Source organism: Tabrizicola sp. (assembly GCF_041919135.1).
GTDB lineage: Bacteria > Pseudomonadota > Alphaproteobacteria > Rhodobacterales > Rhodobacteraceae > Tabrizicola.
The window spans coordinates 54296-78558 of the sequence record NZ_JAYRUJ010000002.1; the positions used below are offsets into that span (position 1 = coordinate 54296).

Consider the following 24263-nt stretch of genomic DNA (forward strand, 5'->3'; position numbering starts at 1 on the left):
CCGAAGCGCCATTCCGCTCCCACGTTGGGGAAAAGCAAAGGGCCAACAGATGCAGATCGGCATTCTACAGACCGGAGCCTCGCCCGACGCATTGCGCGGCGAACACGGCGATTACCCGGATTTCTTCGAGCGCCTGCTTCAGGGCCGGGGCCTGGCCTTCCGCCGCTTCCATGTCGAAGCGATGGAGTTCCCCGCCGGCGTGCAGGACTGCGACGGCTGGCTGATCACCGGCTCGCGCCACGGGGCCTATGAGGACCATCCCTTCATCAAGCCGCTGGAGGATTTCGTCCGCAAGGCCTATGCCCAGCATGTCCCGGTGGTCGGCATCTGCTTCGGCCACCAGATCATCGCCCAGGCCATGGGCGGCAAGGTCGAACGCTATGCGGGCGGCTGGTCGGTCGGGCCCACCGACTATGACTTCGGCGGCGAGAAGTTCACCCTGAACGCCTGGCACCGCGACCAGGTGACCCTGAAGCCGGCGATGGCCGAGATTGTCGGCTCCAGCGACTTCTGCGAGAATGCGGCGCTCCTCTACGATGACCGCATCTTCACCGTGCAGGCCCATCCCGAATTTCCCAACTCCTTCGTGGACGGGCTGATGCGCACCCGCGGCCCCGGTCTCGTCCCGGACGAGTTGATGGCCGCCGCCCGCGACCGTTTCCAGGGGCCGCTCGACAGCCCCCGGATGGCTGACCGGATCGCGAATTTCTTCCTGTCTCACCAAGCCAAGAAAACTGGGGCCGAGAAGCTCCGCGCCTGATCGTCAGTCGCGGGGGCCACCCCCCAACCCAAGTGTGACCCATGTCCAAATGGACCGACCAGCTGCCCGAGGCAGCGCGCGACTACATCGGCAACCGCCGGGTAGACGAAGTGGAATGCATCATCGGCGACATCGCCGGCGTGGCGCGCGGCAAGGCGATGCCTGCCGCGAAATTCGCCAAGCAGACCAACTATTTCCTGCCGAATTCGATCTTCCTGCAGACGATCACCGGCGAATGGGCCGACAACCCTTTCGACGCCTTCACCGAACCCGACATGATCCTGGAGCCGGACTGGTCCACCGCGACCGCCGCGCCCTGGACCGCCGACATCACCCTTCAGGTGATCCACGACGCCAAGGACCAGCAGGGCAACCTCGTGCCCTTCAGCCCGCGCAACGTGCTGCGCCGGATCATCGACCTCTACGCCGCGCAGGGCTGGCGTCCGGTCGTCGCGCCCGAGATGGAATTCTTCCTGACCGCCCGCAACATCGACCCGAACCTGCCGGTGATCCCGCCGATGGGCCGCACCGGCCGGCGGGCGGCGGGCAAGCAGGCCTATTCGCTGTCCGCCGTCGATGAATACGGCAAGGTCATCGACGACATCTACGACTTCGCCGAGGCGCAGGGGCTGGAGATCGACGGCATCCTGCAGGAAGGCGGCGCGGGTCAGGTCGAACTGAACCTCGCCCACGGCGACCCGGTGCGGCTGGCCGACGACGTCTTCTTCTTCAAGCGCCTGATCCGCGAGGCGGCGCTGCGCCACGACTGTTTCGCCACCTTCATGGCCAAGCCCATCGCCGGCGAACCGGGCTCGGCGATGCATATCCACACCTCGGTCGTCGACACGAAGACCGGCAAGAACATCTTCGCCGGTCCGAAGGGGGTGGAGACCGAGGCTTTCATGCATTTCATCGGCGGCCTCCAGAAACATCTCGGCGCGGCCGTCGCCCTGTTCGCGCCCTATGTGAACAGCTATCGCCGCTACGTCCCGGACTTCGCCGCCCCGATCAATCTGGAATGGGGCCGCGACAACCGGACCACGGGCCTGCGGATTCCGATCTCCAGCCCGAACGGGCGGCGGGTGGAAAACCGCCTTCCCGGCATGGACTGCAACCCCTACCTCGGCATCGCCTCGACCCTGGCCTGCGGCTATCTCGGGCTGATGAACAAGGTCCCGGCCCGGCCGGAGTTCGCCGGCTCGGCCTATATCGACAGCGAGGACATCCCGGTGAACCTAGGCGATGCGCTGGACATGCTGGACGATGATGCGGCGCTGAAAGAGGTCATGGGGCCCGAGTTCGTCAAGGTCTACGATTCGGTGAAGCGCAACGAATACAAGGAGTTCCTGCAAGTCATCAGCCCGTGGGAGAGGGAGCATCTGCTCCTGAACGTCTGATGAACCTCCTGCATGCGAACGACCGGCGGGGCGAATATCCCGCCAGCTATTATGCTGCGACGGCCGCACCCCTCGACCGTTTCCCGGTCCTGAAGGGCGCGACCCGCGCCGATGTCTGCGTGGTGGGCGGCGGCTATACCGGCCTTTCCGCGGCGCTGCATCTGGCGCAGAAGGGCTATGACGTCGTGCTGCTGGAGGCGCACCGGGTGGGCTTCGGCGCCTCGGGCCGCAACGGCGGGCAGGTCGGCTCCGGCCAGCGGCAGGATCAGGTCTGGATCGAAAAGACGGCCGGGAAAGAGAACGCCCACCGCCTCTGGTCCCTGGCCGAGGAGGCGAAGGCGCTGGTCAAGGACCTGGTCCGCGATCATGCGATGCCCGTCACCTTCCACCCCGGCATTGCCCATGCCTGCCGGTCCGAGGCCGAGGTCCGCGAGACCCATGCCTATGCCGAGAAGCTGCACCGCGACTATGGCTATGCCCATCTGGAGCCGCTGGACCGCACCGGGATCCGCCGCCTGATCGGCTCGCAAGCCTATGTCGGCGGCGAGATCGACCGGGATGCGGGTCATCTGCACCCGCTCAACTACGCCATCGGCCTGGCGCAGGCGGCGGCCAGGGCGGGCGTCCGCATCCACGAACTGTCCGAGGTCCACCGGGTCGAGCCGGGGCCGAGGCCGGTGGTCCGCACCCCCTCGGGCCATGCCGATTGCGCGACCGTGGTTCTGGCGGGGAACGGCTATCTTGGCCAGCTTTCCCCGAAGGTTGCGGCAAAGGTCATGCCGATCAACAACTTCATGCTGGCGACCGAGCCTTTGGGCGACCGCGCGCGGGACCTCTTGTCAGAGCCCGTCGCCGTCGCCGACACCCGCTTCGTGGTGAACTACTGGCGGCTGAGCGAGGACAACCGGCTGCTGTTCGGCGGCGGGGAAAGCTATGGCTACCGCTTTCCCGACATCATCAGGACAGTCTCGAAACCGATGCTGGAGGTCTATCCGCAGCTGGCGAAGACCCGGATCACCCATGCCTGGGGCGGGACGCTGGCGATCACGCTGAACCGGATGCCCTGCTTCACCCGGCCGGGGCAGAACGTGCTGTCGGCCTCGGGCTATTCCGGGCATGGCGTGGCGATGGCGACGCTGGCGGGCAAGCTGATGGCCGAGGCGGCGGCGGGACAGCAGGAACGGTTCGACCTGATGGCAAGCCTGCCGCAGCCCCGCTTTCCCGGCGGCGCGGCCCTGCGCTGGCCGCTCCTGGTCACGGCGATGACCTGGTATTCGATGCGCGACCGGCTGGGACTGTGATCAGAAGGACCAGAGCGTAAAGGCGTCCGGCCCCAGCGCCTGAACCTCGCGCAGATGCGGGCGCGGGGCATCCGCCAGCGCCGTCAGGCCCAGCGCCCCCAGCGCCGGATGCCCCTCGGCCCCGATCAGCGCGCCGCCGGAGAACAGGGCCAACTCGTCCACCAGCCCGGCCCGGACCAGCGCGCCCGCCAGCGTGCCGCCGCCTTCGCTGAAGATCCGGGTCAATCCCCGCGCAGCAAGCGCCGACAGGGCGGCGGTCAGGTCAAGCCGGCCCGCGGCTTCCGGGATCTCGATCAGGGTTGCGCCCATGGCCCCCCAGGCCGCTCGCGCCGCTCCCGGGGCCGAGGCGCCATGCAGCATCCAGACCGGATTGTCGCCTGCGGTCCGGCCAAGGCGGCTGTCGGGGGAATGGCGCAGCGCCCGGTCCAGCACGATGCGCACCGGCTGCCGCACCGCCCCCAGGTTGCGCACGGTCAGGTCGGGGTCGTCGGCCAGGGCGGTGCCCGAACCGACCATCACCGCGTCATGCGCCAGGCGCAGCGCATGGACCTTGCGCCGCGCCTCGCCGCCGGTGATCCAGCGCGACTCGCCCGTCGCCGTCGCCGTCCGCCCGTCCAGGCTTGCCGCCAGCTTCAGCGTCACGAAGGGCAGCCCCCGCGTGACCCGTTTCAGGAAACCCGCGTTCGCATGCCGGGCCCGATCGGCCAGGACGCCCTCGGTCACCGCGATCCCGGCAGCGCGCAGCATCGCGTGGCCCTTGCCCGAGACGCGGGGATCCGGATCGGTCAGCGCGGTCACCACCCGCGCCACGCCGGCGGCGATCAGCGCCTCGGCGCAGGGCGGCGTGTGGCCGTGATGGGCGCAGGGCTCCAGTGTGACATAGGCGGTGGCGCCCCGGGCCGCGTCGCCCGCCTGCTGCAGCGCGCGGACCTCGGCATGGGGCCGGCCGCCGGGCTGGGTCCAGCCGCGCCCGACAACCAGGCCCTGCCTGACGATCACGCAGCCGACCGCCGGGTTCGGCCAGACATTGCCAAGGCCCCGCGCGGCAAGGCGCAGGGCATGGGCCATGTGGTCCTGGTCGCTCACTCCTCGCCCGGCGCGCCGGGGCGAAGCTCGCTCACGAAGCGGTCGAAATCGTCCGCCGCCTGGAAGTTCTTGTAGACGCTGGCAAATCGCACATAGGCGACCGTATCGATCCGCGCGAGGCTTTCCATCACGATCTCGCCGATCTGCTTGGACTGGATGTCGGTGTCACCCAGGCTCTCCAGCCGCCGCACGATGCCGCTGATCATCTGGTCGATCCGTTCCGGGTCGATCGGGCGCTTCTGCATCGCGATGCGGATCGAGCGTTCCAGCTTGGCGCGGTCGAAATCCTCGCGCTTGCCCGAGGACTTGATCACGACGAGATCGCGCAGCTGGACGCGTTCATAGGTGGTGAAGCGGCCGCCGCAGGCCGGACAGAACCGGCGGCGGCGGATCGAGACGTGATCCTCGGCCGGTCTGGAATCCTTCACCTGCGTGTCGATGTTGCCGCAGAATGGGCAGCGCATCGGCCCCTCCTTGCTTATGGTTGGTCCTGCCTCAAGGCCGGGTGTGTCCCCCGGTTCCTTCTACCGACTATAGGAGGAGGTCGTGGATCTGGGGAAGGCATATATTTGCGCCGCAGTATATGGGGCCGGCACTGTGGCGGGCGGGACTCACGGCATGGCTTGCGGACATGACTCGAGGCCCCGGTCGCCTGCCGGGGCCGCGTGGATGCAGGCAACGGGTCTGCAGCTACCGGCCGAGATGCAGCGCGACTTCGCCCGACCAGGGCTCGGTCACCCCGCGCCCGCCGCCGAGGTCTTCAAGGATGGGCCGCAGCCTGTCGAGGCTGGCGATCATCGCGGGCCGGGCAGCGACCATCGACGCCATATCATCCCATTCGCCGACCACGATGAAGCTGCGTTCGCCGGATTTCACCAGCCAGAAGTTGCGGCCCCCCTGCCAGGACGTCACGTCGAGATCCTGGTGCAGGCGGATGTATTCGTCTTCCATACCCGGCTTCACTCGCATGTGCACAACATTCATCACGGTCATGGCAGAGCCCTCCCCGGCGGTGCAAGCGGGCGGGAGGATAGCACGGATGGGGGTGAGTCGGGGGGTCAGTAGTGGTAGCGGCAGGCTACGATTTCGATCGCGGTCGGAGTCACGAGATAGACCAGCCGATGCTCTCGGTCGATGCGGCGGGACCAGTAACCCGCGAGGTCGCCCTTCAGGGGTTCCGGCTTGCCCGTGCCTTCGAATGGATGGCGCAGGCACTCCTTGATCAGCGCGTTGATCTTGCGAAACGTCACCTTGTCGGCTTCTTGCCAGTACAGGAAATGCTCCCAACCCGTCAGCCTGAATAGCAGGTTCACTCTTCGGCCATTGCCTCGAGTTCGGCCATGGTCTTGACGATCATCTTCGCGGGGTCCGTCTCGGCAATCGCCTTGAGCAGTTCGGCCCGGTTTGCCGGGCTGGCCAGAAGGTAAGTCGTCTCGTCCATGCTGGCCCAGTCTTCGAGGCTGACCATGACCACGGGCTTGCCCTTGGCGCGGGTGACGATGACCGGCTCATGGTCGTCGTTCACCTGGTCCATGACCGAGGAGAGATTGGCGCGGAGGTCTGTGGAGGAGAGGTGTCGCATGGCGGGTATGTACGTGATTGCGTACAGTAAGTCAAGGGAAGGTGAGTCCGAGAGCGTTAGGATGGAATTAACTCCGTTACGGGAAGGTCGGCGCGACAATCCCTCGGGGATCAGCCATGCCGGCCGTAAAGATAAGGATCGTTCTGCGGATGCTGGCGGATGACGGCTGGGTGCTTGTCGCGACTCGGGGCAGCCATCGACAGTTTGAGCATCCGTTCAAGCCGGGGCGGGTGACAGTGGCAGGCAAGGACAGCGACGACTTGGCACCCGGCACGTTCAACTCTATCTTGAAGCAAACGAAGTTGAAGGGGTATTGAGATGCGTTACGCCGTGGTGATCGAGAAGGCGGGGAAAGGCTACTCCGGTTACGTCCCAGACCTGCCGGGCTGCGTGGCGGCTGGCGCAACTGTCGCAAAGGTCAAGGCCGCGCTGGCGGAGGTGATCCCGTTCCATCTGGAGGGCCTGCGGGCCGGAGGAGAGAAGGTGCCGGGGGCGGGGACGGTGGTGGAGTGGGTGGAGGTTTAGGGGCTTCGGCCCGCCAAATAGTAACTATTGACCTGCCACATGGGCGGAAGTGACAAAGGTTCCAAGCGAGGAGCCATGTCCCGAGACAATCAATGTCTGCCCAGGCCGAAGACTATCGCGAAAATCTTTGGGGAAGCCGCACAGCCGATCATACATACTTGGCATGTCCATGAGTTCGATGTCGTTGCGGCATTTTCGATCGCTGAAGCCTGTTGCCCTTTCGACCACATATTGCAGTTCGGTCGGCTTGCCTGCGACCATCGTGTAGAGCATTGGCGCCCCGGCCACGATGGCATCTTTCCCTAGGCTGCCAAAGAAGATTGGCGAGAAAATAATGAGCAGAATGTACATAAACGGTCTCATGTCCGGCTCAACAAGGGGCTTGTTCCTCATGAACATCACCGTGAAAAAGACGGCACAGAAGATTCCACTGCCCCACGCCAGCCATACCGAATGAGAAACCCACGCTGTCGAAGGCAGAAACTGCGCGCCGATGATGCGCGCAAAAATCGGCAAGCCTCCTATCAGCGCGAAAACCAGTACTAAGCTACCCAGTCTTCGCAGAGCGACGTTGGGTTCGACAGAAAAGCCAGAGGCCATGTCGGTCCCGCCCTGATCTACTGATCCAGGAAACTCCGCAACTTCCTGCTCCGGCTCGGATGTTTCAGCTTTCGCAGCGCCTTCGCCTCGATCTGGCGGATGCGTTCGCGGGTGACGCTGAATTGCTGGCCAACCTCTTCCAGCGTATGATCGGTGTTCATGCCGATCCCGAAGCGCATCCGCAAAACCCGCTCTTCACGCGGGGTCAGCGAGGCCAGAACCCGCGTGGTGGTTTCCTTCAGGTTCTCCTGAATCGCGGAATCCAGAGGCAGGATCGCGTTCTTGTCCTCGATGAAATCCCCGAGTTGCGAATCCTCCTCGTCGCCGATGGGCGTCTCCAGCGAGATCGGTTCCTTGGCGATCTTCATCACCTTGCGAACCTTCTCCAGCGGCATCTGGAGTTTCTCGGCCAGTTCCTCGGGCGTCGGTTCGCGGCCGATCTCGTGCAGCATCTGGCGGCCGGTGCGGACCAGCTTGTTGATCGTCTCGATCATGTGGACCGGGATGCGGATCGTGCGGGCCTGGTCGGCGATGGAGCGGGTAATGGCCTGCCGAATCCACCAGGTCGCGTAGGTGGAGAACTTGTAGCCCCGGCGGTATTCGAACTTGTCGACCGCCTTCATCAACCCGATATTGCCTTCCTGAATGAGATCAAGGAATTGCAGGCCCCGGTTGGTGTATTTCTTGGCAATCGAGATCACCAGACGCAGGTTGGCCTCGACCATTTCCTTCTTGGCCTGACGCGCCTCTTTCTCGCCCTTCTGGACCTGGTTCACGATCCGGCGGAATTCGCTGATGTCGACGCCGATATACTGGCCGACCTGCGCCATTTCATTGCGCAGATCCTCGACCTTCTCGCGCGAACGCTCGATCAGCGCCTGCCAGCCGCGTCCGGCCTTTTGCGACATGCGGTCCAGCCAGGTCGGGTCAAGCTCGTAGCCCTGGTATTCCTGGATGAATTCCTGCCGGTTGATCCGCGCCGCATCGGCCAGCTTCACCATGCCCGAGTTGATCGACATGATCCGCTTGTTGATGCCGTAAAGCTGGTCGATCAGCGCCTCGATCCGGCTGTTGTTCAGGTGCAGCTCGTTGACCAGCAGCACGATTTCCGAGCGCAGCTTCTGATAGGCGGCCTCGTCGGCGGTGGAAAACCGCTGCGACGACGACAGCGTCGCGTTCATCCGGCTTTGCTGCATGTCGGCCAGATTGTCATAGTCGCGGGCGATCAGGTCCAGCGTCTCCAGCACGCGCGGCTTCAGCGCGGCCTCCATCGCGGCGAGCGAGAGGTTGGAGCCCTCGTCGTCCTCATCGTCGTCGGCCTCGCGCAGGATCGGGTTGCCGTCGGCGTCAAGCTCGGGCTCGGCGCTGGCCGAGCGGCGCGGGGCGTTCTCGACCTCGACATCGTCCAGCGCCGGGCCGTCCATGTCCTCTTCGCCATCGAGGCTGCGGCCGAAGGTGGCTTCGAGGTCGATCACGTCGCGAAGAAGGATCTCCTCGTTCAGAAGTTCGTCGCGCCAGATTATGATGGCCTGGAAGGTCAGGGGCGATTCGCAAAGCCCCGCGATCATCGTGTTGCGGCCGGCCTCGATCCGCTTGGCGATGGCGATCTCGCCCTCGCGGCTGAGAAGCTCGACGCTGCCCATCTCGCGCAGATACATGCGCACCGGATCGTCGGTGCGGTCCAGCGTCTCGCTGGTGGTGCCGGCGATGGCGATCTCGCGGCTGGAGGAGGTCTCGACCAACTCGCCCGCGGGGGCCTCGCCTTCCTCGACCTCTTCGTCCTCGATGACGTTGATGCCCATTTCCGACAGCATGGACATGACGTCCTCGATCTGTTCGGAGGACACCTGCTCGGGCGGGAGAACGGCGTTCAGCTGGTCATAGGTGATGTAGCCCCGCTCGCGCGCATCGGCGATCATCTTCTTGACCGCGGCCTGGCTCATGTCGAGCGAGACATCGGGTTCTTCCGCTTCCGGCTTGGCGTCGTCGGTGTCCTTGAGGGCCATGTGGTCTCCTATCGGGGGCGCGAATCGGTCGGGGCTGGGACGAATCAATACCGCGAATCAAATCGGGGGAAAGGCCGAATCAGCGGTTTTTCTTGACCCAGACCTGGCTATCGATCAGCGATTGCAGATGTCTTGACAGTGCGGCCCGGTCCTCGCCCAGGTCCGAACTGTCGCGGGCGGCGCCATGTTCCGAGCGATGGCGGGCCTCGGCGGCCTTGGACAGGCGCCAGGTCAGCCCCTCGTCGGGCAGGCCGTCGAAATCCTCCATCGCGTCTTCAATCTCGCGCCGCACTCCGCGTCGGGCTTCCAGTTTGGCCAGTTCCTCGGCAAGGCAGAGCGCGGCGAGCTCGTCGTCGGAAGCGTTGCGGACCGGGGGCGCTATGGCCACATGGGGTCGCCGGAGAAGCGCGTCAAGGGCGTCGGGCGCGGCCGCGCGGATCCTGGCCTGCGGATCGGCGTCGTCGGCATGGCTCAGGATCAGGTGGCGCAGGGTCTCATGCCCCTCGCCGGTCAGGTCCAGCCGCTCCAGCGCCGATTCGAAGCGGTGGATCAGCGCGGGATGCAGGATCACCGTGGCCAGGATCACCGCCTCGCGCAGGATCTCGTCTACCGGGCCCTCGGCCTGGACCAGAAGCGACGAGCGCGTGGTCGCCAGCGCGCCGCCCGGCGGGGCGTTCTTGCCGCGCGGGCGGAAGGGGCCGGGCTGGAAGGGGCGGGCGTCGAAGCTGCCGAACAGCTCGCGCCGCAGCCGCTTCATCTCGTCGGCGTAATGGTTGCGGATCGAAGGGTCGGCGATCCGCGCCAGATGGGTGCGCAGCACCTTGTCCAGCGCCGCCCGGCGCTCGGGGCTGTCGAAATTGCGGCCTTCCGTCTCGCGCTGCCAGAGGAGCTGCACCATCGGCCTCGCCCCGTCCAGCACCGCCTGCATCGCCGGCGCGCCCTGCGCCTTGATCAGGTCGTCCGGGTCCATGCCGCCGGGCAGGATGGCGAAGCGCAGCGCCTTCCCGGCCTCCAGCAGCGGCAGGGCAAGGTCGATCACCCGTTGCGCGGCCTGAAGTCCCGCCTTGTCACCGTCCAGCGCCAGGATGGGCTCGTCCGCGATACGCCAGATCATGCGCAGCTGATCCTCGGTCACCGCCGTGCCCAGGGGGGCCACGGCGGCGGTGAACCCGGCCTCGGACAGCGCGATCACGTCCATGTAGCCTTCGGCCACGATCAGGGGCTTGCCCTTCCCCGCCGCCTCGCGCGCGGGCGAGTGGTTGAAAAGGTTGCGGCCCTTGTCGAAAAGCTCGGTCTCCGGGCCGTTCAGGTATTTCGCCCGGGCATTGGGGTCCAGCGAACGTCCGCCAAGGCTGATCACCCGGCCGCGCGCATCGCGGATCGGAAAGATGATCCGGGCGTGGAAGCGGTCATAAAGCCGGCCCGAGTCATGTTTCGCCACCACGCCGGAGGCGACCATCAGCTCGGGCGGGATGCCCTTGGCCTTCAGCGCCTCGACCACGGCCTGCGCATTCTCGGGCGACCAGCCGATGTCCCAGCGGTCCCAGGCGGCCTCGTTCAGGCGGCGCTTCTCGGCCAGGTAGCTGCGGGCGGCGGCCCCTGCCCCGGTCTTGAGTTGCAGGCGGTAGAACTTCACCGCCTCGTCCATCACCGCCTGCAGCTGCGTCCGGCGGTCGGCGCGCTCGGCCGCCTTCGGATCGCGCGAGGGCATCTGCATCCCCGCCTCGCGCGCCAGGACCTCCACCGCCTCCATGAAGCCCATGTTCTCGGACTCCTTCACGAAGGTGACGGCATCGCCCTTCGCATGGCAGCCGAAGCAGTAGTAATAGCCCTTGCGGTCATCGACGTGGAAGCTGGCGGATTTCTCCTGGTGGAAGGGGCACGGGGCCCAGAAGTCGCCCTTGGCCTGGTTCGACTTGCGCAGGTCCCAGGTCACCTTGCGGCCGACGATGGCCGAAAGCGTCACCCGGGTGCGCAGTTCGTCGAGGAATCCGTTGGGCAGCGACATGCGACAGATATGGCCGCTGGCCGCCCCGGCGTCCAGTGCGGGGCGCAGGTCCCGGCCGATCCTGTCAGCGCGTCTTCCGGCCAAGGCGCAGGCGCAGCTGCTTTTCCCCCTCCAGCACCAGAAGCAGGGCTGCTCCCAGCGCCACCACCATCGCGCCATCGGCCAGCGGGATGGGCCGGGTGCCAAGAAGCGGCTGCAGGGCCGGCAGATAGGTCACGGCAAGCTGGGCGACGGCCACGGCCAGGACCACCGCCCAGACCACCGGCGTTCCCCGGACCATGCCGGGCCGGAGCGAGGTGCCATGCAGGTTGCGGATGAAGAACAGGTGGAAGATCTCCAGCACGACCAGGGTGTTCATCGCCAGGGTCTGCGCCATGGGCGTCGGATAGCCGCGCCCGATCGCCAGCGCGAAGACGCCGAAGACGGCGGCCGCGAACAGGGCAGAGACAAGGACGACATGCCAGACCAGCGCCCCCGACAGAAGCGGCGCCTCGCGCGGGCGCGGCGGGCGGGCCATGGTGCCGGGCTCGGTCGGCTCGAAGGCCAGCGCCAGGCCAAGGGTGATGCCGGTGATCAGGTTGACCCAGAGGATCTGGATCGCGGTGATCGGCAGCGCCAGTCCCAGCAGCAGCGCCAGCACCACGGTCGCGGCCTCGCCCGCGTTGGTCGGAAGCTCGAAGCTGATCACCTTGCGCAGGTTGTCCTGCACCGTCCGCCCCTCGCGCACGGCGGCCGCGATGGTGGCGAAGTTGTCGTCGGCCAGCACCAGGTCCGCCGCCTCCTTCGCCGCCTGCGAGCCCTTCTGCCCCATCGCGATGCCCACATCCGCCCGCTTCAGCGCCGGCGCGTCGTTCACCCCGTCGCCGGTCATCGCGACCGAATGGCCCCCCGCCTGCAGCGCCTCGACCAGACGCAGCTTGTGCTCGGGGCTGGTGCGGGCGAAGACATCGACCGTTGCCACCGCCTCGGCCAGCCCGGCATCGTCCAGCCGGTCAAGTTCGGCCCCGGTCAGCACCCTTTCGGCCTGCGCCAGCCCGATAGTGCGGGCGATGGCGCGCGCGGTCCCGGCGTGGTCGCCGGTGATCATCTTGACCTCGATCCCCGCCGCCCGGCATTCGGCCACGGCGGCAACGGCCTCGGGCCGGGGCGGGTCGATCAGCCCGAGAAGCCCCAGGAAATGCAGGCCGGAGTCAAGCTCGCCGGCCGAAAGCCGCGCGCCGGTCTGCGGCCGCTCGGCCAGCGCCAGCACCCGCAGCCCCTGCCCGGCCAAGGCCTCGGCCCGGGCGTGCCATGCTTCGCGGTCCAGCCCCGCGCACATCCGCAAGACCCGCTCGGGCGCGCCCTTGACCAGCGCGAGCGGCCCCTCCCCCGTCTCGACCAGCACGGCCATATAGCGGTGGCGGCTGTCGAAGGGGATCGCGTCCAGCCGCCGCGCGGTGCCGCTCCCCCCCGCCTTGCCCGCAAAGGCCAGCAGCGCCGCCTCCATCGGATCGCCCTCGGCCCTCCAGCCATCGCCCTGCCGGACAAGGCTGGCGTCATTGCAAAGCGCCGCCGCCCGGGCCAGACGCGCAAGGTCCCCCGCAGGGGTGATCCGCCCCTCGGGCGCATAGCCCGCGCCGCCGACGTGGAAGCGGCCCTCGGGCGTCTCCACCTCGGCCACCACCATCTCGTTGCGGGTCAGCGTCCCGGTCTTGTCGGTGCAGATCACGCCGACCGAGCCGATGGCCTCGATCGCCGGAAGGCGGCGCACGATGGCCCGCCGACGCGCCATCGCCTGCACCCCGATCGCCAGCGTGATCGTCATCACCGCCGGCAAGCCTTCGGGGATCGCGGCCACGGCGACGCCGACCACCAGCATGAAAAGCGCGGCGAAATCATGCTCGCCATAGATCCCGGCCCAGCCCAGCAGCAGCGCCGAGGCCCCCAGGATCGCCACCGACAGGGCGCGCGAGAAGCGGTCCATCTGCGCGACCAGCGGCGTGGTCAGATCCTCGACCTGCGCCAGAAGCCCGCCGATCCGGCCGATCTCGGTCGCCGTCCCGGTCGCGGTGACCACGCCCCGCGCGGTGCCTTGCGTGACCAGCGTGCCCGACCACAGCATCGACTGCCGGTCGCCCAGCGCCGCCGCGCGCGGGGCGGGGCGGGTGGATTTCCCGGCCGGGACGGATTCGCCGGTCAGCATCGATTCGTCGGCGGCCAGCCCATGCGCCTGCAAGAGGCGCAGGTCGGCCGGAACACGGTCGCCCGCCTCGATCAGGACGACATCGCCGGGCACGACCTCGTCCCCCGGCACCGAAACACGCTGGCCGTCGCGCAGGACGGCGGCGCGGGGGGCCAGCATCACCCGGATCGCGGCCATCGCGGCCTCGGCCTTGCCCTCCTGCAGGAAGCCGATCACCGCATTGGCCAGCACCACCGCCAGGATCACCCCGGTATCCACCAAGTGCTGCAAGGCCTCGGTCACGATCGCGGCGGCCAGAAGGACATGGATCAGCACGTTGTCGAACTGCGCCAGCAGCCGGCGCAGCGGCCCGCGCCGCCGCACCTCGGGCAGCCGGTTCGGCCCGTGGCGTTCCAGCCGCCGCCGGGCCTCGGCCTGGGTCAGGCCCTCGGGCGTGGCATCCAGCGCGGCCAGGGCTTCGGCGGCGGTCAGGTGGTGGAAGGGATCGGTCATCCGGCCCGTGATCCTTGTGGCAGGTCCACAAGGGTCATATCCTTGCGACAGATCAATGGCAAAGCCGCGCGATGGTGTAGAAGGACGCATGTCCTTGCAGCCCGAAGCGTCCCTCCCGGCCCGTCCGGTCTTCCGCACCGAAGGCGTGACCCGCGTCTATCGCAGCGGCACGGTCGAGGTCCGGGCCCTGCGCGGCATCGACCTTTCCCTGCGCGAGGGCGAGATGGTCGTCCTCCTCGGCGCGTCGGGGTCCGGCAAGTCGACGCTTCTGAACATCCTCGGCGGGCTGGACCGCCCGACGGACGGCCGGGTCTTCTTCCGCGACACCGAACTGACCCACGCGACCGAGGCCGAGCTGACCGCCTATCGCCGCGCCCATGTCGGCTTCGTCTTCCAGTTCTACAACCTCGTCCCCAGCCTTACCGCGCGCGAGAACGTGGCCCTCGTGACCGAGATCGCCGCCCGCCCGATGCCCCCCGAGGAGGCGCTGGAGCGGGTGGGCCTCGGCCCCCGGCTGAACCATTTCCCGGCCGAGCTTTCGGGCGGCGAACAGCAGCGCGTGGCCATCGCCCGCGCCATCGCCAAGCGGCCGGACGTCCTTCTCTGCGACGAGCCCACCGGCGCGCTGGACATCGCCACCGGGGCGCAGGTGCTGGAGGCGCTGCACTCGGTCAACCGCGACCTTGGCACGGCGACGGTGCTGATCACCCATAACGCGGTGATCCAGCGCATCGCGCACCGGGTGGTGGTGCTGGCCGACGGCCGCATCCTGCGGGACGAGCCGGTGGCCGACCGGCTGCAACCCGCCGAACTGACATGGTAAGGGCGCTTGACCGCAAGCTTCTGCGCGACCTGCGCCGGATCTGGGCGCAGGCGCTGGCCATCGCGCTGGTGCTGGGCTGCGGCATCATGGTCCTCGTCGGCGCGCAGGCCACCTTGCGCACGCTCGACGGCACGCTGGCCGCCTATTACGACCGCTCCCGCTTTGCCGAGGTCTTTTCGACCCTGAAACGCGCCCCGCGCGGGGTGCTGGACGATGTGGCCCTGATCGACGGCGTGGCCCAGGTCGAGGGGCGGATCGCCACGCTTGCGCTCGTGCAGGTGCCCGGCATGGCGGTCCCCGCGACCGGCCAGGTCATCTCCCATGCGTCAGAGGGCGCGGTCCTGAACCTGCCCGTCCTGCGCCGGGGCCGGATGCCGCTGCCCGACCGGCTGGACGAGGTCGCCCTCTCCGAACCCTTCGCCGAGGCGCATGGCCTGACCCCGGGCACCCATCTGCGCGTGATCCTCGGCGGCCAGCGCCGCCACCTCACCGTCACCGGCTGGGTCCTGTCGCCGGAATTCGTCTATGCGCTCGGCCCCGGCTCGGTCATGCCCGACGACCGCCGCTTCGGCATCCTCTTCATGCCCGAACGCGCGGTGGCCGCCGCGATGGACATGACGGGCGCGGTCAACCAGATCTCGCTGCGCCTGATGCGCGAGGCCGATCCGCGCGCCGTGGCCATCGCCCTCGACCGCCTGCTCGCCCCCTATGGCGGCACCGGCGCGCATGACCGCGAGCGGCAGCAGTCGCACGCCTTCATGACCAGCGAGATGCACCAGCTTTCCGCCATGTCCACCTATGCGCCGCCGGTCTTCCTCCTGGTCTCGGCCTTCCTGGTCAACATGGTCCTCGGCCGGCTCATCGCGCTGGAACGACCGCAGATCGGCCTTCTGAAGGCGGTGGGCTATTCCACGCGCGAAATCGCCTGGCATTACCTGAAGCTTGCGCTGCTGATCGGGGCGATCGGCATCGCGGCCGGCTGGGCGGCGGGGTTCTGGATGGCCGATGCGATGATCGACCTCTACGCCGAGTATTTCCGCTTTCCCTTCGTCCTGCGCGCGGCCAACCCCTCGGCGCTGGTGATCTCGGCCGTGCTTGGCCTTGGCGTGGCGGTCCTGGGCGGCGGGCGCGCGGTCTGGCAGTCGGTCCGCCTGCCCGCGGCCGAGGCGATGCGCCCCCCCGCCCCGGCCAGCTTCTCGCGCGGGGTGCTGGACCGGGCGCTCGACCGGCTGGTCCTGCGCCAGACCTCGGTGATGATCCTGCGCTCGATCCTGCGCTGGCCGGGCCGGGCGGCGATCACGCTTTTCGGGGTCTCGGCCTCGGTCGCGGTGCTGGTGATGAGCTATTTCATGTTCGACAGCGCCCAGCTTCTGGGGGCCAGCGTCTTCGGCGCGGCGAACCGGCAGGATTTGACCCTCGCGCTTTCGGAACCCGAGGGCGAGGAGGCGCTGCTTGCCGCCCGTTCCCTGCCCGGCGTGCTGAAGGCGGAACCCGGCTATGCCATCCCGGCCCGGCTGGTGAACGGCACCGCCGAACGCCTTGGCGCGGTGCAGGCGCATTGGCAGGGTGCCACCCTCGCCCGGCTCGTCGACGACCACGGGGCCGAGGTCGCCCTGCCGCCGCACGGCCTTGTCCTGCCCGAGATGCTGGCCCGGGCGCTGGATGTCGGCCCCGGCTCCTGGCTTGAGGTCGAACTCCTCGCCCCCCCGCGCGAGACCCTGCGCCTGCCGGTGACCGCCGTCTTCGCGCAAGGCATGGGGCAAGAGGCCCATATCGCCGCCCCCGCCCTGTTCGCCGCGCTGCGCAGCGTGCCGCAGGTCAGCCAGCTGCACCTGTCCCTCGACGCGGCGCAGCGCGGCGCGCTGGACGCCCGCCTCGGCGCGCTTCCGGCGGTGGCCGGCCTGATCGACTGGGTCGAGGTCGAGCGCCAGTTCCAGACCCTCCTGCGCGAGAACCTGCTGACCATGGTGACGATCTATACCGCGATCGGCATGATGATCGCCGTGGGGGTGATCTACAATGCCGCGCAGATCCTGCTGTCGGAACGCAGCTACGAGCTTGCCACCCTGCGCGTCCTGGGCTTTTCCCGCCGCGAGGTGGCCTATGTGCTGGTGGGCGAGATGATGCTGCTGACCTTCGTCGCGATTCCCCTGGGCTGGCTGGCGGGAACCTGGCTGGCGCAGGGCCTGGTCAACGCGGTCTCCAGCGACATCATCCAGCTGCCCCTCGCCATCACCCGCCGGACCTATGCGCTGGCCGGGATCGCGGCGGCGGTGGCGGCCTTCGCCTCGGTCCAGGTGGTGCGGCGGCGGCTGGACCGGATCGACCTGGTCTCGGCCCTGAAATCGCGTGAGTGAAGGAGAGAACCGGATGAACCTGCGGCAAGGATCTCTCTGGGGGCTCGGGGCGCTGGCGCTAGCCGGGGCCGTGGTCTGGGCGCTGTGGCCCGCGCCGCTGGAGGTGGACCTGGGCCAGGTCGCCACCGGCCCGATGCGCGGCACCGTCCTGGCCGAAGGCGTGACCAGGGTGCGCGACCCGTTCTCCGTCTCGGCCCCGATCTCGGGCAGGATGCAGCGCAGCCCGGTCGAGGTGGGCGATCCGGTGACGAAGGGCGAGACGGTGCTTGCCGTCATCCGCCCTGCGGCACCCGTGCTGATGGACGCCCGCAGCCGCGCCCAGGCCGAGGCCGCCGTGACCGAGGCCCGCGCCGCGCTTGCCCTGGCCGAGACCGGGGTGACCGTCGCCGCGGCCGCGCTGTCGCAGGCCGAAAGCCAGCTTGCCCGCGGCCGGGCGCTGGCGGCCAGCGGCACCATCCCGCAACGCTCGCTGGAAGAGCTGGAGACCGCCCAGATCACCGCCGCGCAGCGCCTCGCCGCCGCCCGCTCCGAGGTGGATCTCGCCCGCGCTTCGCTGGTCCGGGCCGAGGCGCAGCTGATCGGCCCCACGCTGGGCGACCCCGAGGCCGACCCCGGCGAATGTTGCCTGCGCCTGACCGCGCCGCATGACGGGGTGGTCCTGACCCTTGCCGACCCCTCCGAACGCCCCGTCCAGGCCGGCGAGCCCCTGATGACCCTTGGCGACCTGACCGAGCTTGAGATCGTGGTCGACCTGCTGTCCTCGGACGCGGTGCAGGTCGCGCCCGGCATGGCGGCCGAGATCGACCGCTGGGGCGGGTCCGGCACGCTGGCCGCCACCGTCCGCCGCGTCGCGCCTTCGGCCGTCACCAAGATCAGCGCCCTCGGGATCGAGGAACAGCGCGTCCGCGTCCATCTCGACCTGACCGACCCGCCCGCCGCCCGGCCGGGCCTCGGCGACGGCTTCCGGGTCTATGTCCGCCTGCTCCTCTGGCAAGAGGACAGCGTGTTGCAGGTGCCGCAATCCGCCCTGTTCCGCCACGGCGCCGGCTGGGCCGTCTTCCGCCTGGACGCAGGCAAGGCCCGGCTGGTCCCGGTCGAGATCGGCCGCCAGGTCGAGGACAGCGCCGAGGTGCTTTCAGGTCTGGCCGAGGGCCAGGCGGTGGTGGTCTTCCCCTCCTCGGCCCTGCAGGACGGCGCCGCGATCACGCCCCGCGCCCCTTAGTCAAGCCGCCGCAGCCCGGCGGGACTTGCCCTTGAATCGGACAATCCGCTTTAAGCTGCCAGCAAGCTTGTATCGAATCGACAGGCAGTTTTTACTGTCCGGTAAAAAATCACCGACAAACACCAACAGGGATGGCGACAGCATGACGAACGGAAACTTCCTGGTCTCACGGCGCGGCCTGCTTCTGGGCGGCGTGGCCGCTTCGGTCGCGGCGAACCTGCCGCTGCGCGCCTTCGCGCAGGAACCGCTGAAGATGGCGGGCATCTACACGGTGCCGGTCGAACAGCAATGGGTCAGCCGCATCCACATCGCCGCCGAGGCGCTGAAGGCGGCGGGAACGGTGGACTATACCTATACCGAAAACGTGGCCAACACCGACTATCCCCGCGTGATGCGCGAATATTGCGAGGCCGGGGTCAAGCTGATCGTGGGCGAGATCTTCGGGGCCGAGGCGGAAGCGCGCGAGGTCTGCGCGGAATACCCGGACGTGGCCTTCCTCCTCGGCTCGTCCTTCCCGCCGGATGCGGCGGCGAACCCGAACCTCGGCGTCTTCGACAACTACATCCAGGACGCGGCCTATCTGTCCGGCATCGTCGCGGGCGGCATGACCAAGGGCAACATCGGCATGGTCGGCGGCTTCCCGATCCCCGAGGTCAACCGGCTGATGAACGCCTTCATGGCCGGCGTGCGCGAGGTGAAGCCGGACACGAAGTTCCAGGTCAGCTTCATCGGCTCCTGGTTCGACCCGCCCAAGGCCAAGGAGACCGCCTTTGCCATGATCGACGGCGGCGCGGACCTGATGTATGCGGAACGCTTCGGCGTCTCGGACGCGGCCAAGGAACGCGGCGTGCTGGCGATCGGCAACGTGATCGACACGCAGGCCGACTATCCCGAGACGGTGCTGACCTCCGCGCTCTGGCACTTCGAGCCCACCCTGAACGCCGCCGTCGCCGCGATCCAGGGCGGCACCTTCAAGGCCGACAATTACGGGGTCTACTCCTACATGAACGCAGGCGGTTGCTCGCTGGCGCCGCTTGGCACCTTCGAGGGCAAGGTCCCGGCCGAGGTCATGGCCAAGGTCGCCGAGAAGGAGGCCGCGATCAAGGACGGCAGCTTCACGGTCGCCATCGACGACAACGAGCCGAAATCGTCGTGAGCAAGCATGAAGGGGCGGAGGTCGTCCTCCGCCTCGACCGCATCTCCAAGGCCTTCGGCGCGCTGAAGGCGAACGACGCCGTGTCGCTGACCCTGCGGCGCGGCGAGGTCGTGGCGCTCCTGGGCGAGAACGGCGCGGGCAAGACCACGCTGATGAACATCCTTTTCGGTCACTACGTGGCCGACGAGGGGGGCGTGGAGGTCTTCGGCCGGCCTCTCCCCCCCGGCAACCCCCGCGCCGCGCTGGCGGCCGGGGTCGGCATGGTGCACCAGCATTTCACGCTGGCGGGCAACCTGACGGTGCTGGAGAACATCCGGCTTGGCACCGAACGTCTCTGGGCCCGCCGCCATCCGGATTCGCGCGGGAAGGTCGAGCGCCTGTCGCGCGACTTCGGCCTGGCCGTGCATCCCGACGCCAAGGTCGGCCGTCTCTCGGTCGGCGAGCGTCAGCGGGTCGAGATCCTGAAGGCGCTCTACCGCGACGCCCGCATCCTGATCCTGGACGAGCCGACCGCCGTCCTGACCCCGCAGGAATCCGACGCGCTGTTCGCCACCCTGCGCAAGGCGACGGCCCTCGGTCTCTCGGTGATCTTCATCAGCCACAAGCTGCACGAGGTCATGGCCATCGCCGACCGCTGCATCGTCCTGCGCCACGGCCGCGTGGTGGGCGAGGTCGACACCCATGCCACCGACAAGGGCCGCCTCGCCGCGCTGATGGTGGGGGGCGAGCTTTCCCTGCCCCGCGCCGGGGCCCGCGCGCCGGGTCCGGTGCTGATGCAGCTGGACAGCGTGACGACTCCCGACCGCGGCGCGGTGCCGGGGCTGAAGCGGCTGACGCTGGCGTTGCGCGCGGGCCAGATCACCGGGCTGGCCGGCGTCTCGGGCAATGGCCAGGCCGCGCTGGCCGAAGTGATCGCGGGTCTGGCGCTGCCCTCTGCCGGGACGCTGACGGTGCGCGACGCCCCGGTGACCGACTGGTCGCCCCGCGCCGCCCTGGCCAAGGGCATCGGCCGCATCCCCGAGGACCGGCACCACCAGGGCTCCATCGGTGATTTCGACCTGACCGAGAACGCCGTGCTGGAGGCCTACCGCTCGCGCTTCTCGCGCCGGGGCTGGATGAACTGGCGCGCCGCCCGCGCCTTCGCGCAAGAGATCATCGCGGGCTACGACGTGCGCTGTCCCGGTCCCGACACCCGCATCCGGCTCCTCTCCGGCGGCAACATGCAAAAGCTGATCCTGGGCCGCGCCATGGCCCCGGGTCCCGACATCATCCTGGCGAACCAGCCGGTGCGGGGTCTGGACGTGGGCGCCATCGCCTATGTCCAATCCCAGCTGATCGCCGCCCGCGACCGGGGTGCGGCGGTTCTGCTGATTTCCGAGGATCTGGATGAAATCATGGGATTGTCAGACGTTCTTCATGTAATCTCTCAGGGTCGCCTCTCGCCGGGTTTCGCCCGGGGCAGCATGTCGGCGGCCGATCTCGGCCTCTGGATGGCCGGCCAGAAGTTCGAGGGCGCGAATGCGGCTTGAAGCCATCGCCAACCCCTCGGCCGCGCGCCGGCTGGGCCTGCCCGCGCTGGCGCTCGCGGCGACCATGCTGGTCGCCATGGCGCTGGCGCTGGTCGCCGGGGCCAATCCGCTCGGCGTCCTCGGCCAGATCGCCAAGGGCGCGCTGGGCTCGAAACTGGCGATCCTCGAGACGCTGAACCGCGCGACGCCGCTGATCTTCACCGGCCTTGCCGTGGCCGTCGCCTTCCGGGCAAAGCTGTGGAACATCGGGGCCGAGGCGCAGCTTTACGCCGGGGCGATCGTGGCCGTCGTGCTGGGCAGCGGTTCGCTGGGAAGCCTGCTGGTCCTGCCCCTCTCCGCCCTGGCCGCGATGCTCGCCGGGGCGGCGCTGCTCCTCGGCCCCGTCCTCCTCAAGACCCGGCTTGGCGTCGACGAGGTCGTGACCACCCTCCTTCTCAACTTCATCATGCTCCTCCTCGTCGGCTATCTTCTTGAGGGGCCGATGAAGGACCCGATGGGCATGGGCTGGCCGAAATCCACGCCCCTGATCCCCGAGGCCCGCCTGCCCCGGATCGTCGACGGCCTGCGCCTGCACTGGGGTTTCGCGCTGGCGATCATCGCCGCCGCCACCGTCTGGGTGATCCAGACCCGCACCACGCTCGGCTTCGAGATCCGCGCCGTCGGCCAGAACCCCGAGGCCGCCCGTTTCGCCGGGATGCCGGTCAACGCGGTGCTGGTGAAGACCGCCCTCCTCTCCGGCGGCCTTGCCGCGCTGGCCGGCTGGTCCGAGGTCGCCGGGCTGAAGGGGCACCTCTCCTCCGACCTCTCGCCGGGCTTCGGCTATACCGGGATCATCGTCGCCATGCTGGCACTCCTGCACCCGCTCGGCGTCGTCGTCACGGCGATCTTCGTTGCGGGCATCTTCGTGGGCAGCGACGCGATGAGCCGGGCGGCGGGCGTCCCCACCTATATCGCCGACATGCTGATGGCGACCGCGCTTCTGTGCATGGTGCTGGCGATCCTTCTCACAAGGTTCCGGGTGGTGCGCGGATGAGCGAGATCATCGACATCCTGATCTCGGCCAGCTTCTGGGCCGCCGTGATCCGCATCGCCTCGCCGCTGATCCTGGCGACGATGGGCGAGCTGATCTGCGAACGCGCCGGGGTGCTGAACCTCGGCATCGAGGGGATCATGGTCATCGGCGCCTTCGCGGGCTGGATGGCGGTCTACCAGAGCCTGCCGCTCTGGGGCGGGGTCGCCATCGCGATGCTGGCCGGGATGCTGTTCGGGCTGCTGCACTCCACCCTTACCGTGCCTTTCGGCCTTTCGCAGCATGTCGTGGGCCTTGGCGTGACGCTGCTCGCCACCTCCTCGGCCTCCTTCGCCTACCGGCTGATGCTCCCCGAGGTCACCAGCCCGCCGAAGATCGCCCCCTTCCAGCCGCTGCATATCCCGGGCCTTTCCGACCTGCCCTGGCTGGGGGCGGCGCTCTCGCAGACCGCGCTGACCTGGGCCGCCTTCGCCGTGGCCGGGGTCGTCGCCTTCACCCTCTACCGCACGCCCCTCGGCCTTGCCGTCCGCGCCGTGGGCGAGAATCCGGCGGCGGTCGAGGCGCAGGGCCTGTCGGTCACCGGCCTGCGCATGGGGGCGGTGATCGTCGGCTCCGGCCTGATGGCGGTGGGGGGCGCCTTCCTGACGCTCTCCGCCTTCTCGTCGTTCTTCTTCGAGATGGTCAACGGCCGCGGCTGGATCTGCATCGCGCTGGTCGTCTTCGGCGCCTGGAAGCCGGGGAAAGCGGTGCTGGGGGCGATCCTGTTCGCCGCCTTCGACGCGCTGCAGATCCGGCTGCAACAAACCCCGCTCGGCGCGGCCCTGCCCTACCAGCTGTTCCTCGCCCTGCCCTTCATCCTCTCCATCCTGGCCCTGATCCTGATGTCGCGCCGCGCCGAAGTGCCGGCGGCGCTGATGGTGCCCTACAACAAGGGGGAACGCTGAATGTTCGATCTTCTGGTCAAGGGCGGCACCCTGCCCGACGGCACCCAGGCCGACATCGGCATCAGGGGCGACCGCATCGCCGCCGTGGGCAAGCTGGAGGCCGAGGCCGGCCGCGTGATCGACGCCACCGGCGACCTGGTCTCCCCGCCCTTCGTCGACCCGCATTTCCACATGGACGCGACGCTGAGCTATGGCCTGCCCCGGGTAAACGCGAGCGGCACGCTGCTGGAAGGGATCAGCCTCTGGGGTGAGTTGCGCGAGATCGCGACGGTCGAGGAGATGGTGGACCGCGCGCTGCGCTATTGCGACTGGGCGGTCAGCATGGGGCTCTTGGCGATCCGCAGCCATGTCGACACCACGCCCGACCACCTGCGCGGGGTCGAGGCGATGCTGGAGGTGAAGCGCCGCGTCGCGCCCTATCTCGACCTGCAACTGGTCGCCTTCCCGCAGGACGGCCTCTACCGCACCAAGACGGGGCGCGAGAACGTGGTCCGCGCGCTGGACATGGGCGTGGACGTCGTCGGCGGCATCCCGCATTTCGAGCGCACGATGGAGGAAGGGGCCGAAAGCCTCCGCGACCTCGCCCGGATCGCCGCCGAGCGCGGGTTGATGTGGGACGTCCACTGCGACGAGACCGACGACCCGATGTCCCGCCATGTCGAGACCATGGCGCGCGAGGTGACACGGCATGGCCTCGGCGGAAGGGCGGCGGGCAGCCACCTGACCTCGATGCATTCGATGGACAATTACTATGTGTCCAAGCTGCTGCCGCTGATCGCCGAAAGCGGCATGGCCGCGATCCCGAACCCCTTGATCAACATCACCCTGCAGGGCCGCCACGACACCTATCCCAAGCGGCGCGGCCTGACCCGGGTGAAGGAGATGCAGGCGATGGGCGTGCCCGTCGGCTGGGGCCAGGACTGCGTGCTGGACCCCTGGTATTCGCTGGGCACGGCCGACATGCTGGACGTGGCCTTCATGGGCCTGCATGTCGCGCAGATGACCCATCCGGCCGAAATGGCGCGCTGCTTCACCATGGTGACCGAGACCAACGCCCGGATCATGGGGCTGGACCACGGGCTGCAACCCGGCCGCCTGGCCAGCCTCGTGGTGCTGGACGCCGGCAACCCGGTCGAGGCGCTGCGCCTGCGGCCGGATCGGCTGGCGGTGGTCTCGAAGGGCCGGGTGGTGGCCGAGCGGCAGCGCAACGACGCCCGGCTGGCGCTGCAGGGCCGTCCGGCCTCGGTCCGCCGCCGCCTCTGA

22 protein-coding genes are annotated in these 24263 nt (G+C 68.5%); 13 read left to right on the forward strand and 9 right to left on the reverse strand.

The annotated features are described in order from the left end of the window. Nucleotides 1-49: 49 nt before the first annotated feature. Genes ACE3UA_RS02175 through ACE3UA_RS02185 form a run of 3 tightly spaced genes read left to right on the forward strand, consistent with a single transcriptional unit; the run spans nucleotide 50 to nucleotide 3458 of the window. Nucleotides 50-760, forward strand: coding sequence for a type 1 glutamine amidotransferase (locus ACE3UA_RS02175; RefSeq protein WP_374642059.1), 711 nt, complete (start codon nucleotides 50-52; stop codon nucleotides 758-760). A 41-nt stretch (nucleotides 761-801) separates the two neighbouring features. Next, nucleotides 802-2157 (forward strand): glutamine synthetase family protein, encoded by a 1356-nt coding sequence (locus ACE3UA_RS02180; RefSeq protein ID WP_374642061.1) that lies wholly within the window; start codon nucleotides 802-804, stop codon nucleotides 2155-2157. Further along, nucleotides 2157-3458: an NAD(P)/FAD-dependent oxidoreductase gene (locus ACE3UA_RS02185; protein WP_374642063.1), complete on the forward strand. Its 1302-nt coding sequence runs from the start codon at nucleotides 2157-2159 to the stop codon at nucleotides 3456-3458. Before ACE3UA_RS02180 ends, ACE3UA_RS02185 begins: the two co-directional genes overlap by 1 nt. Here the strand turns inward: ACE3UA_RS02185 and ribD are convergent, their stop codons facing one another. The 5 genes from ribD to ACE3UA_RS02210 form a co-directional block, all read right to left on the reverse strand. Beyond that, a complete protein-coding gene (gene ribD / locus ACE3UA_RS02190; protein ID WP_374642391.1) occupies nucleotides 3459-4526 on the reverse strand; it encodes a bifunctional diaminohydroxyphosphoribosylaminopyrimidine deaminase/5-amino-6-(5-phosphoribosylamino)uracil reductase RibD in 1068 nt (355 codons plus the stop codon). A 14-nt stretch (nucleotides 4527-4540) separates the two neighbouring features. Next, complete coding sequence (gene nrdR / locus ACE3UA_RS02195) at nucleotides 4541-5008, reverse strand: transcriptional regulator NrdR (RefSeq protein WP_197642140.1); 468 nt, start codon at nucleotides 5006-5008, stop codon at nucleotides 4541-4543. A gap of 226 nt (nucleotides 5009-5234) precedes the next feature. Then, nucleotides 5235-5537 (reverse strand): putative quinol monooxygenase, encoded by a 303-nt coding sequence (locus ACE3UA_RS02200; protein WP_374642065.1) that lies wholly within the window; start codon nucleotides 5535-5537, stop codon nucleotides 5235-5237. Between the two features lie 65 nt (nucleotides 5538-5602). Continuing rightward, nucleotides 5603-5857, reverse strand: a complete 255-nt coding sequence (locus tag ACE3UA_RS02205; RefSeq protein ID WP_374642067.1) for a Txe/YoeB family addiction module toxin — start codon at nucleotides 5855-5857, stop codon at nucleotides 5603-5605. Further along, a complete protein-coding gene (locus tag ACE3UA_RS02210) occupies nucleotides 5854-6126 on the reverse strand; it encodes a type II toxin-antitoxin system Phd/YefM family antitoxin (protein ID WP_374642069.1) in 273 nt (90 codons plus the stop codon). Before ACE3UA_RS02210 ends, ACE3UA_RS02205 begins: the two co-directional genes overlap by 4 nt. A gap of 149 nt (nucleotides 6127-6275) precedes the next feature. On the opposite strand from ACE3UA_RS02210, the gene ACE3UA_RS02215 reads away from it, so the two are divergent. Together ACE3UA_RS02215 and ACE3UA_RS02220 are read left to right on the forward strand one after the other, a co-directional pair. After that, the gene (locus ACE3UA_RS02215) at nucleotides 6276-6443 is read left to right on the forward strand and encodes a type II toxin-antitoxin system HicA family toxin (protein ID WP_374642071.1); all 168 of its coding nucleotides are present in this window, start codon (nucleotides 6276-6278) and stop codon (nucleotides 6441-6443) included. Between the two features lies 1 nt (nucleotide 6444). Then, nucleotides 6445-6651 carry a type II toxin-antitoxin system HicB family antitoxin gene (locus ACE3UA_RS02220; protein WP_374642073.1) on the forward strand — a complete coding sequence of 69 codons (207 nt, stop codon included), beginning with the start codon at nucleotides 6445-6447 and terminating at the stop codon, nucleotides 6649-6651. A 24-nt stretch (nucleotides 6652-6675) separates the two neighbouring features. Here the strand turns inward: ACE3UA_RS02220 and ACE3UA_RS02225 are convergent, their stop codons facing one another. From ACE3UA_RS02225 to ACE3UA_RS02240, 4 genes are all read right to left on the reverse strand, one after another. Continuing rightward, nucleotides 6676-7251 (reverse strand): hypothetical protein, encoded by a 576-nt coding sequence (locus tag ACE3UA_RS02225; RefSeq protein WP_374642075.1) that lies wholly within the window; start codon nucleotides 7249-7251, stop codon nucleotides 6676-6678. 17 nt (nucleotides 7252-7268) lie between these two features. Next, on the reverse strand, nucleotides 7269-9257 hold the full coding sequence (gene rpoD, locus ACE3UA_RS02230) for an RNA polymerase sigma factor RpoD (protein ID WP_374642077.1): 1989 nt from the start codon (nucleotides 9255-9257) through the stop codon (nucleotides 7269-7271). A 79-nt stretch (nucleotides 9258-9336) separates the two neighbouring features. Further along, nucleotides 9337-11265, reverse strand: coding sequence for a DNA primase (dnaG, locus tag ACE3UA_RS02235; RefSeq protein ID WP_374642079.1), 1929 nt, complete (start codon nucleotides 11263-11265; stop codon nucleotides 9337-9339). A gap of 64 nt (nucleotides 11266-11329) precedes the next feature. Next, complete coding sequence (locus tag ACE3UA_RS02240) at nucleotides 11330-13939, reverse strand: HAD-IC family P-type ATPase (protein WP_374642081.1); 2610 nt, start codon at nucleotides 13937-13939, stop codon at nucleotides 11330-11332. A gap of 88 nt (nucleotides 13940-14027) precedes the next feature. On the opposite strand from ACE3UA_RS02240, the gene ACE3UA_RS02245 reads away from it, so the two are divergent. The 8 genes from ACE3UA_RS02245 (at nucleotide 14028) to ACE3UA_RS02280 (ending at nucleotide 24263) form a co-directional block, all read left to right on the forward strand. Then, nucleotides 14028-14762, forward strand: coding sequence for an ABC transporter ATP-binding protein (locus ACE3UA_RS02245; RefSeq protein ID WP_374642083.1), 735 nt, complete (start codon nucleotides 14028-14030; stop codon nucleotides 14760-14762). Continuing rightward, nucleotides 14756-17119, forward strand: a complete 2364-nt coding sequence (locus ACE3UA_RS02250; protein ID WP_374642085.1) for an FtsX-like permease family protein — start codon at nucleotides 14756-14758, stop codon at nucleotides 17117-17119. The genes ACE3UA_RS02245 and ACE3UA_RS02250 overlap by 7 nt, the downstream gene beginning before the upstream one ends. A 13-nt stretch (nucleotides 17120-17132) precedes the next feature. Then, nucleotides 17133-18341 (forward strand): efflux RND transporter periplasmic adaptor subunit, encoded by a 1209-nt coding sequence (locus tag ACE3UA_RS02255; RefSeq protein ID WP_374642087.1) that lies wholly within the window; start codon nucleotides 17133-17135, stop codon nucleotides 18339-18341. 142 nt (nucleotides 18342-18483) lie between these two features. Continuing rightward, complete coding sequence (locus ACE3UA_RS02260) at nucleotides 18484-19497, forward strand: BMP family protein (protein WP_374642089.1); 1014 nt, start codon at nucleotides 18484-18486, stop codon at nucleotides 19495-19497. Next, entirely contained in the window at nucleotides 19494-21026 is a 1533-nt protein-coding gene (locus ACE3UA_RS02265) for an ABC transporter ATP-binding protein (RefSeq protein ID WP_374642091.1), read from the forward strand. The genes ACE3UA_RS02260 and ACE3UA_RS02265 overlap by 4 nt, the downstream gene beginning before the upstream one ends. After that, a complete protein-coding gene (locus tag ACE3UA_RS02270) occupies nucleotides 21016-22059 on the forward strand; it encodes an ABC transporter permease (protein WP_374642093.1) in 1044 nt (347 codons plus the stop codon). The genes ACE3UA_RS02265 and ACE3UA_RS02270 overlap by 11 nt, the downstream gene beginning before the upstream one ends. Further along, complete coding sequence (locus tag ACE3UA_RS02275; RefSeq protein WP_374642095.1) at nucleotides 22056-23000, forward strand: ABC transporter permease; 945 nt, start codon at nucleotides 22056-22058, stop codon at nucleotides 22998-23000. The genes ACE3UA_RS02270 and ACE3UA_RS02275 overlap by 4 nt, the downstream gene beginning before the upstream one ends. Then, on the forward strand, nucleotides 23001-24263 hold the full coding sequence (locus tag ACE3UA_RS02280) for an amidohydrolase family protein (protein WP_374642097.1): 1263 nt from the start codon (nucleotides 23001-23003) through the stop codon (nucleotides 24261-24263).